Below are 14,589 nucleotides of genomic sequence, written 5' to 3'. Positions count from 1 at the left end.
TGAATCCAACCATCAATGATAGCAAAAAAGAAAATAAAACTCCCGGAATCAGAAGTTTCCTGAAAAAAAACCATAGAATCTTAAGTTCTTTTGACATTTCTCAAAAGTAATTAAAATTAAGCATGATTTAAAAATTATGATTACTTTAGTAGATAAATTTAGAAAAAACGTATTGATTTATAATCAAATCTAAATACTAATGTTCAATATGATAAATCTGCAGACTTATAAAAATGAATTTACTGACAACGGTTTTGCTGTAATCAATAATATCTTTTCTGAAGAAGAAGTCGAGAAAATAAGTGAAGCAATTCAAAATATAGATTCTTCAAAAGACACCTTCAGGAAATCGGAAGATCTTTTTGCGATTAGACAGTTTTTAAAAGAAATTCCTGAGGTAAAAGATTTGATTTTTAATGAAAATTTAAAAACGATTATCAAAGAAATTTTTGGTGAAAATTATTTTGCCGTAAAGAGTATTTATTTTGATAAGCCTGAAAAATCGAATTGGTATGTAGCTTATCATCAGGATTTAACAATTTCAGTTGATAAGAAATTAGAACTGGAAAATTTCGGACCCTGGACAACCAAACAAAATCAATTTGCAGTACAGCCACCTTTAGATATTCTTGAAAATATTTTTACCATAAGAATTCATCTGGATGATACAGACGAAAACAACGGAGCTTTAAAAGTGGTTCCGAAGTCTCACGCAAAAGGTATTTATAGACCTGAAACGATTGATTGGGATGTGGAAACAGAAACCATCTGTAATGTAGAAAAAGGCGGAATCATGTTGATAAAGCCTTTACTTCTCCACCGTTCAAACAGAACAACCAACGGCAAGAAAAGGAGAGTGATTCATATTGAGTTTTCGGATAGAGAATTGCCGGAAGAACTGAATTGGTCGGAGAGGATGAATTAATAGTTGCTCATGATTAATAAAATGTAAGTTTCACGGTATCTTTGTCATTACGGAGGAATCTCAACAACTTTTATATTTAAATAACAACGTAGAAATTCCTACTGGATGAAAAACTCAGCGTTTTTAGATTCCAATTTTCAAGATTTAATTAAAAAAAAACAAAAACCTCTTCCAGTCGAAAGAGGTTTCATATTTTAAACTGCAAATTTCTATTTCACGGAAATCTCATCCACAAAAATATAAGAATCTCCGCCTGCTCCCTGATGCCATTCCGGGAGTTTTCCGAAATGATAAGCTTTTACTTTAAGATAGCGGGCTTCAGTAGGAAGAACTTCGGTAGAGAAATCTTTCGTCTGAACTTTTTCATCTTTTGCATCGATGTTATTTTCTAAAGTTTTCAGAAGAATATATGTTTTCCCATCCATAGAAGCATAATATTCTACTTTTTTAGGCATCAAAATCCATGCTCTGCTGTCCTGTAAATAAGTGGAGGAAATATAATTAATTTGCTGAGGTGATTTAAAATCAATAATGGCTTCCACAGTCTGTCCCTGATAACCCTGCCATTCTCCTTTTCGCCAGTTCACATCACCGTTGATTCCGTCAATCAAAGCAAATTTTCCTCCCGCTGTATATTGAGGATTTACCTTTGAATTGATGGTGATATCCCAATGATTGGGTCTTCTGTTAAAATCTGAAATGGTAATTCCGCTTTTCTCACCATTTCTCTCTGCATAGGCAGAAACCTGTGTGGTTTTACTGATCGTAAAAGGTTCTTTATAGATTTTAAAGGTTTTTCTTACATTTTTATCATCTTCATCCAGTGTCATATAATACACTTTATCTTTTTCGTTGAGAGGTGTTATTTTTACCTGAGTTGTAAAATCAAAAATTCGGTCTGCAGCAATTACCGGTGAGGCGGTCTGCTCAGAATATTTTAAATCTTTAGCCGTTTTCACATTTTCAAGACCTAAAGTTTTAAGCTCGCTTTTTGGAGTGTTTTTGGTTATGGTTTTAGTTGTTCCTTCTTCCAGATGAAGTTTAATTTCGTCAAAATAAGGCGTTACGGTTTCCCATTCCGGTTTTCCCGGAGTTACGGAATAAATTCCCATCGAGCTCAAAATAAACCATGCGCTCATTTGTCCGCAGTCTTCATTTCCAATTAAACCATCGGGAGCATTTTTATAGAAATTATCAAGAATGTATTTTATTTTTTCTTCAGTTTTCTGTGGTTTATCAACAAAATTGTAGAGATAAGCAATGTGGTGACTTGGCTCATTTCCTTGGGCATATTGTCCGATCAGTCCGGTAATATCTACCTGTTCTCTCCCTGTTGTTTTGTCTGATGCTGAAAAAATAGCATCAATAAACTGTTCAAATTTCTGTTTTCCGCCATGAGCCTGAATTAATCCTGGAATATCCTGTGGAACGAAATAAGAATAATGCCATGAATTTCCTTCTGTGTAATTATTGTTAACTTCTCTCGGATCAAACGGTTCGTACCAGTTTCCGTTTTTTCTTGCCTGCATAAAACCGTTGTTCGGATTGTAAAGATTTTTCCAGTTCTGAGAACGTTTCATGAAGTATTCGTAATCATCATTTTTGCCTAAAATCTTTGCCATTTGAGCAATACACCAGTCATCGTAAGCATATTCCAGTGTTTTTGATACACTTTCATGCTCATCATCAATGCTGATGTAGTTTTTCTGTTTGTAAGCATTTAATCCAAAAATATCCTGCATTGCCGAATTTCTTGCAGCTTCAAAAGCTTTTTCATAATCAAATCCTGTAATTCCTTTTGCCATCGCATCTGCAATTACAGAAACGCCATGATAGCCAATCATACATTCAGTTTCGTTGGAAGCAAGTTCCCAAACAGGAATTCTTCCGCCGTGTTCACGTTGTTTGATGAAAGTATTGACGAAATCTGCCGTTCTTTTTCTGTCGATCAAAGTCATTAAAGGATGCGCTCCTCTGAATGTGTCCCACAACGAAAAAACCGTGTAATAATCAAAGTTTTTCGCCATGTAAAATTTATTATCTCTGCCTCGGTATTTTCCGTCAACATCCATATTGATGTTGGGTTGTGTGAAAACATGGTACAATGCGGTGTAGAAAATCGTCAGTTTATCTTTATTGTCAGATTTAACTTCAATTTTAGACAATTCTTTATTCCAGTCGGTTTCTGCCTGTTTTTTAATTAAATCAAAATCATTTGAACTTCCTTCAGCCAGCATATTTTTTGCAGCACCTTCGTAACCTGTCGGTGAAATTGCCACTTTTACAAGAATTTTTTCACCTTTTTTTACTTTATTTGAAAATGCAATTTGAATTTTTGTTCCGTTATAATTTGTACGAGCAACACCAGGTTGTGATAGATTCTCAACCAACGATTTAGCTTCAAACATCGGTTTTGAAAACTCAATTCTCGCATAAATATATTGATTCGTTGCCCACGCTTCACTTCTGCGGAAAACTTCAATCGTTTTGCTGTCGATAATTTTTACTTCACCTTCCAGCAATTTATCTCTGTGATTGAGATCTAAAATAATGTTCGCTGTTCCGGCTTTGTTAAATTTATATTCGTGATAGCCCACTCTTTTTGTTGTGGTTAACCGAACATCAATATTATCTTTATCTAATTTTACCGAATAAAATCCTGCTGTGGCTTTTTCGTTTTTATGAGAAAATTTAGAAGAATATTCCTTCGGTGTTAAACCCGCTTTTCCCATGGTCGGCATCAGCATAATATCTCCGTAATCTGAAACTCCGGTTCCGTTCAGATGTGTATGAGAAAACCCGTAAATCACCGAATCGGAATGATGATAACCGCTGCAGCCGTCCCAGCTTCCGTCAATTCTTGTATCCGGAGAAAGCTGAACCATCCCGAAAGGTACGATTGCTCCCGGAAAAGTGTGACCGTGACCGCCGGTTCCGATAAAAGGGTTTACGTATTGTGAAAAGTTTTGTGAAAACAAATTATGAGCAATAAATCCTAAAAGAATGATTACTATTTTTTTCATGGATATCAATTTAAAAAAATCGTCCTAAAATACATAAATTTTAGGATGTAAAAGAATTTATCTATAGATAAGTTTATTGATTCTAAATAATTAAAAATTGCGTAAATTTGTAGTCAATTTATATTTTATGTTGACTAAAGAAAAGGTTCAGAATTTCCTTAAAGAAATAGAAGTAGATGATCTGGTAAATAATTTTCAGATTATGGGAAATGATGTTTATATTGATATGACTGCTCATTCTCCTGCAATGCATGAAAAGAAGAAGCTTGAGGCGGCAATGAAGCAGGCTTTTGCCAGTGAGTTTGGAGAAGAAATTAATTTAAAACTTAAAATAGTTTCTCCGGAACCGAGTGAAGTTCAGCTAAGTCAGATTAAAGGAAAACAGATCCCCGGAATTCAGAATATTATTGCTATTGCATCAGGAAAAGGCGGAGTAGGGAAATCTACGGTTGCCGCCAATCTTGCTGTAACTTTAGCAAAAATGGGTTTTAAAGTAGGTTTATTAGATGCCGATATTTACGGACCTTCAGTTCCTACGATGTTTGATACGGAAGGACAAAAGCCAATTTCTGTAGAAGTTGACGGAAAAAATTTAATGAAGCCTATTGAAAATTATGGAGTAAAAATGCTTTCGATAGGATATTTTTCAGGGGCAAATCAGGCGGTTGTCTGGAGAGGACCAATGGCTTCAAAAGCTTTGAACCAGATGATCAGAGACGCAGCTTGGGGAGAACTGGATTTCTTGTTAATTGATCTTCCTCCGGGAACCGGTGATATTCATTTGTCTATTATTCAGGAAGTTCCGGTAACGGGAGCAGTAATTGTAAGTACACCTCAACATGTTGCTTTGGCAGACGTAAGAAAAGGTATTGCTATGTTCCAGATGGAAAGTATTAACATTCCGGTTTTGGGATTGATAGAAAATATGGCATATTTTACGCCTGAAGAGTTACCTGAGAATAAGTATTATATCTTTGGAAATCAGGGAGCGCAGTATTTGGCTGATGATTTAAATATTCCGGTTTTAGGAGAAATTCCTTTGATTCAGAGCATCAGAGAAGCGGGCGATGTCGGAAGACCGGCTGCTTTGCAGGAAGGTTCTAAAATTGCTGAAATTTATACTGAAACGGCACAAAAAATGGTAGAAAGTCTGGTAGAGAGAAATAAATTTCTTCCTCCGACTGAAGCAGTGAAAATTACCACAATGGCTGGTTGCTCGCCCAAAAAATAATGTAATTTCAAATAAATTTTGAAAACCAAACCAAATATGGAAATAAAAACAACACACGAAGATACAGTAACCAGGGTGATGGAGGCTTTAGACAGCATTCGTCCGTTTCTTAATAAAGACGGTGGAGATATTGAGCTGATTGATGTAAAAGACGAAACAGTTTTTGTTAAGCTTTTAGGTAATTGCTCGGGTTGTTCTCTTAACTTTTCTACTCTTAAATTAGGCGTAGAAAACACCATCAAACAATACGCTCCCGAAATTGAAAAGGTAGTAAATGTAGAGTAAAAAATACGACAATATATTTTAAGACAGATTTGTGAAGGTCTGTCTTTTTTTATATTATAATTTATAGATCTTGGTTTCTGTAAAATTAGCATATTAAAGAAAAAAGCCGCAGTAAAAAACTGCGGCTTCACTTAATAAAAACTATAAACTGAAAAAACTAGGATAAGAATTTAGTAATTATTTGATTGAGTTCCTCTGCATGAGTAACATTCAGACCGTGCGGAGCACCCTCAATGGTTACAAAATGATTGTCCGGAATGCCTTGCGCTGCTTGTTGACCGGAAGTTTCAATAGGAACAATCTGGTCGCTGTCGCCATGAACGATAAGTGTTTTTACGGTAACATTGGCGAGTTCAGACCTGAAATCTGTATCTGCCCAGCTTTCTGCACACTTGATGGTGGCAATAGGCGAGGCACATGATGCAATAGCCCAATCGAAATCCATTTGTTTTGGACTTACGGTAGGAGAAAGCATTCCATAGTTGTAAAAATTTTTGTGGAAAGTTTCCAAAAAGTTTATTCGGTCTAGCCTCAAATTTTTCATAATTTCAGCCAATTCTTCAGGTGGAACTCCGTGCGGATTGTCCTCTTTTTGTTTAACCAAAGGAATGATGGATGAAATTAATGCTGCTTTATCAATATTTTCAGAACCATAATTAGTAAGATAACGTACGACTTCTCCGCCACCCATAGAAAAGCCAAAAAGAATTACATTTTTTAGCTCAAGCTGAGAAATTAATTCATGAAGATCTGCTGCAAGAGAGTCATAATCATAACCGTCTAACGTAGGTGCAGATTTCCCGAAACCTTTTCTGTCATAGGTAATGACTCTGTAACCCAAATCAAGAAGTACAGGAACCTGAAGTTCCCAGGATTTTCCGCTCAACGGCCATCCGTGAATGAGAATAATAGGCTGTCCTGATCCGAAATCTTCATAATAAAGTTCAAAACTCTTGTCATTTTGCTTTGTAATGTAAGGCATATCTATATTTTTTGGTGTAACACATTCAAAACAAATTTTGAGCCAGCTGAGGTATTATTTTTAATCTTTATTGTCTTTATTTTTAATTTTATAATAATTTGTAACATTTTTATTCAAGAGATACTAACTCTATAGAGTACAATCAAATGACTTTACAACAAAAGGAATTTTTAGAAAAGATTGAAAAACATAAGGGAATCATTTATAAGATTTCCAAAATGTATATGGATAACCAGAGCGATCGGGAAGATCTTTTTCAGGAAATTACCTATCAGGTCTGGAAAGCGTATTCTACATTCAGAGGGGATAGCGAGTTTTCTACCTGGCTTTACAGAATTGCTCTCAATACCGCCATTATGTTTCTGAGATCTGAGAAAAGAAGAAGTTTCATAACCACCAATGATGATTTTTCTGACTATAGAATTAAAAATGAGGAATATGATGATGAAAAAGAAGAGAAACTTTCAAAAATGTATTCTGCGATCAATAAACTTAATCCCATTGATAAAGCATTTATATTTTACTATCTGGAAAATTTTTCCGGAAAACAAATTGCCGAACAGATGGGAATTTCGGAGGGAAATGTACGGGTAAAAATGAACCGGGCGAAAAATAAACTTAAAGAACTTTTAAACTAAAAATTATAGTTAATCTTAATAAATTTTGCTATGAATATAGATGAACTGAAAAATATGTGGAATGACGATCAGTCTGAAAAGATTCCGGAAATTAATATGGAAGATAAAAAACGCATTCATCTTCCTTTGGAAAAGATAAGAAAAAATATGCGGATGGAATTTTGGTCTACTCTGGGTATTTTTATTTTTGCTTTTGCATTAATTGCTGTTTGTGAAGCTCCGTTCAAATTTAAATTTTATATCTCCATTCTTGTTGCTTCAATGATTTTTGTTACCATGTTTTTTTTCGATAAGTTTTTTAAACTTTACAGAAACATGACCGATATGAATCTTAATACGCTTGAGGGACTGAAAGATCTTTTGCATCAGCTTGAGCTTAACAAACAGTATTATCTGTCTTTTTATGTTGCATTTGCTCCTTTTTTAGTATGCGAACTGCTGATTGTTCTGGAGTTTATTCCGCGGCAGATACCATTGTCTGATATGAAAATTGCTGTTACTTTGATTTCTACCTTAGTTGTAGGTATTGTTCTGCTTTTCGTGTTTGGGAAATGGTGGTTCAACAAATTTTATGGTCAATATATTAAAAAGATTGAATCTCTTTTTTTGCATCTTAAAAATAATTAAATAAAAAAAGCGGCAGAAATTATCTATCTGCGGCTTTCATTTATTTTAGAATTGAGAGAAAATGAATTACAAAATCTTTGAAACTTCATTACAAAGCCACTCCAACAGTTCTAAATCTTCTTTTGTAAAAGGATCTAAAGTATGAGAATCAATATCTATCTGCCCGATATTTTCTCCATTCTTAAAAATCGGAACTACAATTTCCGCTTTTGTATCAATAGAGCAGCTTAGATAATTGTCCTGCAAATGTACATCAGGAACTACAAATGTTTCGTTGGAAACAGCTACCTGTCCGCAGATTCCTTTTCCGTACGGAATAATGGTGTGATCGGTTTCGGCGCCTACATAAGGACCTAGTTTAAGCTCGTTTTTATCCCCGTTTTTGAAATAAAAACCCGTCCAGTTGAAATATGAAATCTCCTGATCCAGTAAATGACAAACTTTCTGAAGTTTTTCTTCAGTATTATGCTTCGGACTTTCCAGAATAGACGAAAGTCTTTTTTTTAATTCAGACATTTTTATAATTTTTATGAAAACTGTTTAAGGGACAGTTCGTTTTTAAAGCCGAACATTCCTCTTTCTTTAATCATTTCTGCGACACCTTCCGGTACCTGATTTTCCCATCCGTTCATATTGCATGAGATTTTTCTGAGAATTTCCCGCGAATAAATTTCCAAAAACTGCGGATTGTAATTTTTAATATCTACAATACGGTTGTTGAGTTTGAAATATTTGTACAGCTCTTTCAGATTCTCTTCTACTTTCAGATTGGAAGAGTCCAGAAGCTCATGTGTTTCGGGATCTTTGTAAGGATAGAGATACACTCTCATTCCGTTTCGGAAAAACTTTCCGAATGCTTCCAGAATTCCTCCTGAAAGATCTTTGTAGTATTTCTCATCAAATACCATTAATAGGTTATTTACTCCCATTGCAACTCCAATATCACCGTTGGTATAATGAGAAAAATAATCTATCAGTCTGTAATATTCAGAGAAATTGGAAATAATTACGGTATAGCCCAGTTTTCCCAAAACATCCACACGATCAAGAAAATCTCTTTCATCAATGTCTCCGTCTGCTCTTAGATTGGAAATGGTAATTTCTATAAGGATTTCGGTTTCTTCATGAGTGCAGATAGCATCTTTCAGAAACATATCCATGCCATTGCGCAGCATATCAATATTTACCTTTGTAACGGGCCTGAAGCTTCCTCTTACTGCAAAAATATTTTTTTTGTATAAAATATCTGCCGGAAGCATATTGTTTCCTTCAGAATTGAAAATTACAGCATCGGTCATGTTATTTTTTACGAGCTGTAAAGACATCAGCCTGTTGTCAACGTAGGCAAACGCCGGTCCGCTGAAGTCAATCATATCAATCTCCAGATTATCTGTTGCGATATCATCGTAAAGAGACTCAATGAGTCTTCTTGGATTGTCATAATAGGTAAAAGCCCCGAAAATAAGATTCACACCAAGATTTCCCAGAGTTTCCTGCTGTAAAGTGGCGTCATTTTCTTTAAATTTTACATGGATAACGATTTCGTTGTAATCCTCATTTTCTTTTACCTGAAAACGGATTCCTACCCAGCCATGACCTTTTACTGTTTTATCAAAATTGATGGTGGTAACGGTATTGGCGTAAGAGAAATATTTTCTTCCGGGATTGCTGTCTCTTGAGATTCTTTCTTCAATAAGCGATACTTCATAACGAAGCATTTTTCTGAGTCGGTTTTGGGTAACATATCTGTTTTTTACCTCTTTTCCGTAAATAGCGTCACTGAAATCTTTGTCGTAAGCCGACATTGCTTTTGCAATTGTACCTGAAGCTCCTCCAGCTCTAAAAAAGTGTCGAACGGTTTCCTGTCCTGCTCCAATTTCTGCGAAAGTACCATAAATAGTAGGATCTAAGTTAATTGTTAATGCTTTTTGTTTAGGAGTTAGTTTCTGATACATTAGGACATTAAATTTTTCGTAAATTTACCAAAATTAAAACAACCTCAAAAGAAATGAAGTTGAAATTTTTAGGAACAGGCACTTCACAGGGTGTTCCGGTAATTGGCTGCACTTGCGAGGTCTGTACATCAGAAAACCCGAAGGACAGTCGTTTCCGGGCTTCAGTAATGGTAACCACCGAAGAAAACAGGAAGATTCTTATTGATTGCGGTCCAGATTTCAGACAGCAGATGCTTCTGAATCATGAAAATCATATTGATGCTGCTTTATTAACGCATGAGCACAACGATCACGTTATCGGATTGGATGATATGCGTCCGCTGATTTTCAAAAGTGGAGAAAATATGCCGCTGTATTGTATGAAAAGAGTAGGAGGTGAGGTTAAAAACCGATTTCCGTATGCTTTTGCAGATGAAAAATATCCCGGAGCTCCTGCATTTGATCTTCACATAATAGAAAATGAAAAGTTTACCGTAGCTAATACAGAAATACAGCCTGTTGAGGTTACTCATTACAAAATTCCTGTTTTTGGGTATAAATTTAAAAGCCTTGCATACATTACAGATGCAGGTTCTATTTCCGGAGCGGAAAAAGAGAAACTTAAAAATTTGGATGTTTTAATTTTAAACTGCATACGCAAATTTGATCCTCATCCTGCTCATTTTATTCTGCCGGATATTTTAGAGTTGTTTGAAGAGCTGAAGCCTAAGAAATTATTTCTAACGCACATCAGTCATCATTTTGGGCTGCATGATGTTGAAAATAAAGAGCTTCCTGATGGAATTTCCCTTGCTTACGATGGTTTGGAGATTATTTTTTAAAGAAAATTTGATAAAAAGTTTTTGAATAGTAAAAAAAGTTTCTATATTTGCACACCAATTTACAGCAGCCCAGGTGGCGGAATTGGTAGACGCGCTGGTCTCAAACACCAGTTCTTAGGAGTACCGGTTCGATCCCGGTCCTGGGTACAAAATATCCTCTGAAACTATTGTTATCAGAGGATTTTTATTTATTTCAATTACATTATATTCTTTATCCTCTTCATTATTCATATAAATTCAAAAAATAAGTATCTTCGCTTTTTAAAATACTTTAGAAATGAAAAGATTAATCTCCGGATTATTTGTTTTTTTTACTGTTCTTATATTGGCTCAGGAAGGAATTAAATTCGAAGAAATTCCATTCAAAGATATGCTTGCCAAAGCAAAAAAAGAAAATAAGCTTGTTTTTGTTGACGCCTATGCTTCATGGTGTGGTCCGTGTAAAATGATGGAAAGAAATGTGTTTCCTCAAAAATCTGTTGGTGATTTTTACAATAAAAACTTTGTGAACGCCCGTATTGATATGGAAAAAGGTGAAGGAAGAGAAATTGCTGCCAAATACGGCGTAAGATCTTATCCTACCTATCTGTTTCTGAATGGCGATGGTGAACTGGTTTCTCAGAATTATGGATATATGGAGGAAAGTATGTTTCTGGCAATGGCTGAGAATATTGATTCTCCTTCGAATAAAAAAGGTTCATTGAAAGAAAGGTTTGCTAAGGGAGAAAAAGATCCCGCATTTTTGGTCAGTATTATGAAACTCAACTCCAATTCTGATTTTGATTTTGCCAAAAAAGCTTCTGAAAGATATTTCTCCAACAAATCCAAAAGCGAATCGCTTACGAAAGATGAAGTGGGCTATTTACTTTTCTTCCTAAAATCTACCGAAGATCCTAATTATAAAATGTTTTTAGACAGAAAATCAGATATTCTGCAGTTTTTTCCTGAGCAGAATTATAATGATTTTAAAAATCAGCTTGTTCTGGCTAAAGTAGTTCAGGAATCTATTGATGAAAAGAAGAAAAAGATCAATGATGATTATTTTCTGAAAACAGCAGAACCTCTTGTAGGAAGAGAAACAGCACAACTGAAGCTTAATCAGACAAAACTTGCGTATTATGAACAAAATGCCGATTTTCAGGAATATGAAAAAACAGCTTTGGAGTATTATAAAAATGCAGATGATTTTGATGCTAATGAGTTATTAAAAGCAGCTTGGATTTTTTCTGATCATATTAAAAATGTATCATCTCTGAAAAAAGCAGCAGAATGGGCAGAAAAATCTGTTATGAGAGGAGAAACTTCCGAAAACACCTATATTCTGGCAAAAATTTATTTAAGTTTAGGTAATAAAGATCTGGCTAAAAACTTCGCCGAACTATCGAAAGATATTGCTTCAAGAACTGGAAAAGATTCAGGTCTAGCTCAAGGTATTCTTAACCAGATAAAGTAAATAGATAATGAAGATTAAATTTTTTACCCTGCTTTTTGTACTGCTTTCTGTTTTTAGATTACAGGCGCAGGAAAATTCTGATTTTCAAAATATTGATAATTCAGAGAAAAAACTTTATATAAAAGGTAATGCTTTATTTATTCCGATTGGAATTGTGAATGCAGGCTTGGAATATCAGCTGAATCAGAAATTTACGATGCAGGGTGATATTCTGGTTTCGCCGTGGAAATCTTTTGCAGGACATGAGCTTCAGTATTATTCATTGTCATTGGAAGGGCGTTATTATTTTAAAGAAGCTTTTCAGGGATGGTATGTTGGAGCTAATATTGCGGCATCATCTTTTGTGCTTCAAAAATGGAATTACTGGAGTGATGAGCCTTTTCCGAGTAAAAACGAGGAGGGCGTAACTTTTATTAAATCAAATCTCTACCAAAAAGGCTATTCTGTTTTGTTTGGTGCTACATTAGGGTATCAGTTTAAGCTGTCTGAAAACTGGAGAATGGACGTTTACGGAACGGTTGGTTCGTCACAGGATTTTTACAAAGGTTACGACAGAATATCAGGTAAAAGATATGACGAAAAACCTAACGGATACAACAGAAGCGGAGAAATACTGCCTTATCGCGGCGGAATAATGATTTCTTACCGTCTAAAATAATTCTATATCACTAATTAAAATAAATTTACAATGAAATTATTTAGAAAAAATCATCTTATCATTTCTGCAATCACTTTTGTTATTCTTTTTTTGATGAATTACTTAGGGAATAATGAAGCCGATAAACTGGAAAGAGCGCTTATGATTGCCGGAGCAGGTGTTGTAGGATTGTCTTTAGGTTTAGTTATTATGAACAGAGGGAAAGACGATAAAACGCCGCCCCAAAATTTTGATTAGTAACCACATTTTTGTTACATATTTTCCTGAGACTCAATTTCTTTAAGCTGTTTAAGGTTTTTGTCCAATCTTCCCATAATGATTCCGTACACCAGTCTGTAATAAATCCAGATCAGCATTACACACAAAACCGTACTTGCGATAATTCCAACGATAAATCCGGTGAATTCCGAGCCGCTCAGCTCAATGTGCTGTGTGTTGAGGATATAAAATACAAATCCCGTTAAAACCAAAATTAAGATAATCAGCAAGCCAATATTCGTGAGAATGAAAGCATTAACTGTCTTTTTGAATGTGATAATCCTTATAATAAATTTCTTCAGATCTTCTTCAACTTTTATCTTTCGGTAATTCAGATAAAATATTACTACAAAAAATCCGGTTACCAGAAGACTTAGAATTTTGATTAATAAATAAATATTATCAAGCTTATTTTCGAGTTCCACATCTTTCTGAACGCCCATTTTTTCCAAAATTGAAAGAAAACTTTGCGAATCATTGCTTTTAACAATGTAAAATAATCCCAAAATACTAAAAAATAAAAACTCTGCCACGCTGATCCAGAAAATATATTTCATATAGTTGCGCGATTTTTTATTGAGCATCTTCAGGATCTCATTTTGATCATATTTGGACTGTACAGACTGTTCCTGCCAGGTTTTTTTAAAGCTGTCTAAATCAAATTCAGGCATGTTTTTCCATTTTTTCTTTAAGAACTTTTTTGAGTCGGTTCATTTTTACACGCGCATTGACTTCAGTAATTCCCAAATTTTCTGCAATATCTTTGTATGGTAAATCATCCAGATACATCATTACGATGGCTCGTTCTACATTGGGTAAAGTTTTTATAACAGTGTAAAGAAGTGAAATCTGCTGTTGTTTTTCATCATCATCTTCTACAAAATCCCGATGATTGATGTCCAGCTCATTGGTTTGTATGCTTTTGGTTTTTTTTCTGAAAAGAGTAATTGCAGTATTGAGTGCTACACGGTACATCCACGTTGAAATTTTTGAATTTCCTTTAAAAGAGTCATAACTCCGCCAAAGCTGAAGTACGATTTCCTGAAACAAATCTTCTTCATCTTCCAGAGAGTTGGTATAGAGACGCGAAACTTTGATAATCAATCCCTGATTATCTTTTACAAGCTGCGCAAACTCTTTTTCTTTTGAAATCAAAACAAATTTTATAACTGCACGAAGATAATAATTATTAGTCAATTGTGAATTTTACTTCGTAACTGAATTGTAAATTTTATTTTTTAATTTAATTGAAAAGTTTCAAAATTGACAACAAAGTGAATTGACTGTTCATCATTCACAAAATATGATTTACTATTCTCATTTTACATATCTTTGTATCCACGAGAAAATCGGCTTGTTGATTCTCATTCAATTGAGGGTAGGAAAGTCCGGACACCATAGAGCAGCAAAGCGGATAACATCCGTCATCCGTGAGGATAGGACAAGTGCAACAGAAAGCAGGTACAGTTCGGCTGTAGTGAAACCAGGTAAACTCTTTGCGGTGCAATGATAAGTATATCGGTTCTTTTCAGTAATGAAAATAGGGGCGGCTCGTCCTGAAAGCCGAGGGGTAATCAGCTCAAGTTTTGCAGCAATGTAAAACGCAGATAAATAACAGGCACTTTTTTAAAGTACAAAATCCGGCTTATAGATTTTCTCGTGATTTTTGTTTAAGCTGGAAGGCAGAAGTTTGAAGCTGGAAGTTTTAATATAAAGTTTTTAACTCCTATCTT

15 protein-coding genes, 1 tRNA gene and 1 other RNA gene are annotated in these 14,589 nt (G+C 34.8%); 11 read left to right on the top strand and 6 right to left on the bottom strand.

Going from position 1 to position 14,589, the window contains the following annotated elements:
* The first annotated feature begins 199 nt into the window (after positions 1-199).
* Positions 200-925, top strand: a complete 726-nt coding sequence (locus FNE73_RS16365; protein ID WP_394366303.1) for a phytanoyl-CoA dioxygenase family protein — start codon at positions 200-202, stop codon at positions 923-925.
* 209 nt (positions 926-1,134) lie between these two features.
* On the opposite strand, the gene FNE73_RS16360 is transcribed toward FNE73_RS16365, so the two are convergent.
* The gene (locus FNE73_RS16360) at positions 1,135-3,948 is read right to left on the bottom strand and encodes a GH92 family glycosyl hydrolase (protein WP_143885624.1); all 2,814 of its coding nucleotides are present in this window, start codon (positions 3,946-3,948) and stop codon (positions 1,135-1,137) included.
* 127 nt (positions 3,949-4,075) lie between these two features.
* Between FNE73_RS16360 and FNE73_RS16355 the strand changes: the two genes are divergently transcribed.
* Both FNE73_RS16355 and FNE73_RS16350 read left to right on the top strand, forming a co-directional pair.
* Positions 4,076-5,179, top strand: coding sequence for an Mrp/NBP35 family ATP-binding protein (locus FNE73_RS16355; RefSeq protein ID WP_143885623.1), 1,104 nt, complete (start codon positions 4,076-4,078; stop codon positions 5,177-5,179).
* Positions 5,180-5,215: 36 nt separating this feature from the next.
* Entirely contained in the window at positions 5,216-5,464 is a 249-nt protein-coding gene (locus FNE73_RS16350; RefSeq protein ID WP_089742603.1) for a NifU family protein, read from the top strand.
* 157 nt (positions 5,465-5,621) lie between these two features.
* Here the strand turns inward: FNE73_RS16350 and FNE73_RS16345 are convergent, their stop codons facing one another.
* Positions 5,622-6,446: an alpha/beta fold hydrolase gene (locus FNE73_RS16345; protein ID WP_143885622.1), complete on the bottom strand. Its 825-nt coding sequence runs from the start codon at positions 6,444-6,446 to the stop codon at positions 5,622-5,624.
* 146 nt (positions 6,447-6,592) lie between these two features.
* On the opposite strand from FNE73_RS16345, the gene FNE73_RS16340 reads away from it, so the two are divergent.
* Together FNE73_RS16340 and FNE73_RS16335 are read left to right on the top strand one after the other, a co-directional pair.
* On the top strand, positions 6,593-7,084 hold the full coding sequence (locus FNE73_RS16340) for an RNA polymerase sigma factor (RefSeq protein WP_143885621.1): 492 nt from the start codon (positions 6,593-6,595) through the stop codon (positions 7,082-7,084).
* A 30-nt stretch (positions 7,085-7,114) separates the two neighbouring features.
* Positions 7,115-7,711 (top strand): hypothetical protein, encoded by a 597-nt coding sequence (locus FNE73_RS16335; protein ID WP_143885620.1) that lies wholly within the window; start codon positions 7,115-7,117, stop codon positions 7,709-7,711.
* A gap of 66 nt (positions 7,712-7,777) precedes the next feature.
* On the opposite strand, the gene FNE73_RS16330 is transcribed toward FNE73_RS16335, so the two are convergent.
* Positions 7,778-8,227 carry a GAF domain-containing protein gene (locus FNE73_RS16330; protein WP_143885619.1) on the bottom strand — a complete coding sequence of 150 codons (450 nt, stop codon included), beginning with the start codon at positions 8,225-8,227 and terminating at the stop codon, positions 7,778-7,780.
* Positions 8,228-8,238: 11 nt separating this feature from the next.
* Positions 8,239-9,666 carry a TonB-dependent receptor gene (locus tag FNE73_RS16325; protein WP_143885618.1) on the bottom strand — a complete coding sequence of 476 codons (1,428 nt, stop codon included), beginning with the start codon at positions 9,664-9,666 and terminating at the stop codon, positions 8,239-8,241.
* 53 nt (positions 9,667-9,719) lie between these two features.
* Between FNE73_RS16325 and FNE73_RS16320 the strand changes: the two genes are divergently transcribed.
* From FNE73_RS16320 to FNE73_RS16300, 5 genes are all read left to right on the top strand, one after another.
* Complete coding sequence (locus FNE73_RS16320; RefSeq protein WP_143885617.1) at positions 9,720-10,487, top strand: MBL fold metallo-hydrolase; 768 nt, start codon at positions 9,720-9,722, stop codon at positions 10,485-10,487.
* A gap of 67 nt (positions 10,488-10,554) precedes the next feature.
* Positions 10,555-10,634 (top strand) — tRNA-Leu (locus FNE73_RS16315).
* 130 nt (positions 10,635-10,764) lie between these two features.
* Positions 10,765-11,940 carry a thioredoxin family protein gene (locus tag FNE73_RS16310; protein WP_143885616.1) on the top strand — a complete coding sequence of 392 codons (1,176 nt, stop codon included), beginning with the start codon at positions 10,765-10,767 and terminating at the stop codon, positions 11,938-11,940.
* A gap of 7 nt (positions 11,941-11,947) precedes the next feature.
* Positions 11,948-12,598 carry a DUF3575 domain-containing protein gene (locus tag FNE73_RS16305; RefSeq protein WP_143885615.1) on the top strand — a complete coding sequence of 217 codons (651 nt, stop codon included), beginning with the start codon at positions 11,948-11,950 and terminating at the stop codon, positions 12,596-12,598.
* 30 nt (positions 12,599-12,628) lie between these two features.
* Positions 12,629-12,835: a hypothetical protein gene (locus tag FNE73_RS16300; RefSeq protein WP_143885614.1), complete on the top strand. Its 207-nt coding sequence runs from the start codon at positions 12,629-12,631 to the stop codon at positions 12,833-12,835.
* Positions 12,836-12,849: 14 nt separating this feature from the next.
* Here FNE73_RS16300 and FNE73_RS16295 read toward each other — a convergent pair whose 3' ends face one another.
* Together FNE73_RS16295 and FNE73_RS16290 are read right to left on the bottom strand one after the other, a co-directional pair.
* A complete protein-coding gene (locus FNE73_RS16295; RefSeq protein WP_143885613.1) occupies positions 12,850-13,527 on the bottom strand; it encodes a beta-carotene 15,15'-monooxygenase in 678 nt (225 codons plus the stop codon).
* Positions 13,520-14,011: an RNA polymerase sigma factor gene (locus tag FNE73_RS16290; RefSeq protein WP_143885647.1), complete on the bottom strand. Its 492-nt coding sequence runs from the start codon at positions 14,009-14,011 to the stop codon at positions 13,520-13,522. Before FNE73_RS16290 ends, FNE73_RS16295 begins: the two co-directional genes overlap by 8 nt.
* A gap of 186 nt (positions 14,012-14,197) precedes the next feature.
* Between FNE73_RS16290 and rnpB the strand changes: the two genes are divergently transcribed.
* Positions 14,198-14,520, top strand: an RNA gene (gene rnpB / locus FNE73_RS16285) — RNase P RNA component class A.
* Positions 14,521-14,589 lie beyond the last annotated feature (69 nt).

Source organism: Chryseobacterium binzhouense (assembly GCF_007474545.1).
GTDB classification, from domain to species: domain Bacteria; phylum Bacteroidota; class Bacteroidia; order Flavobacteriales; family Weeksellaceae; genus Chryseobacterium; species Chryseobacterium binzhouense.
The sequence above is the reverse complement of the archived record's forward strand: the minus strand, read 5'-3'. Positions and strand labels throughout refer to the sequence as shown.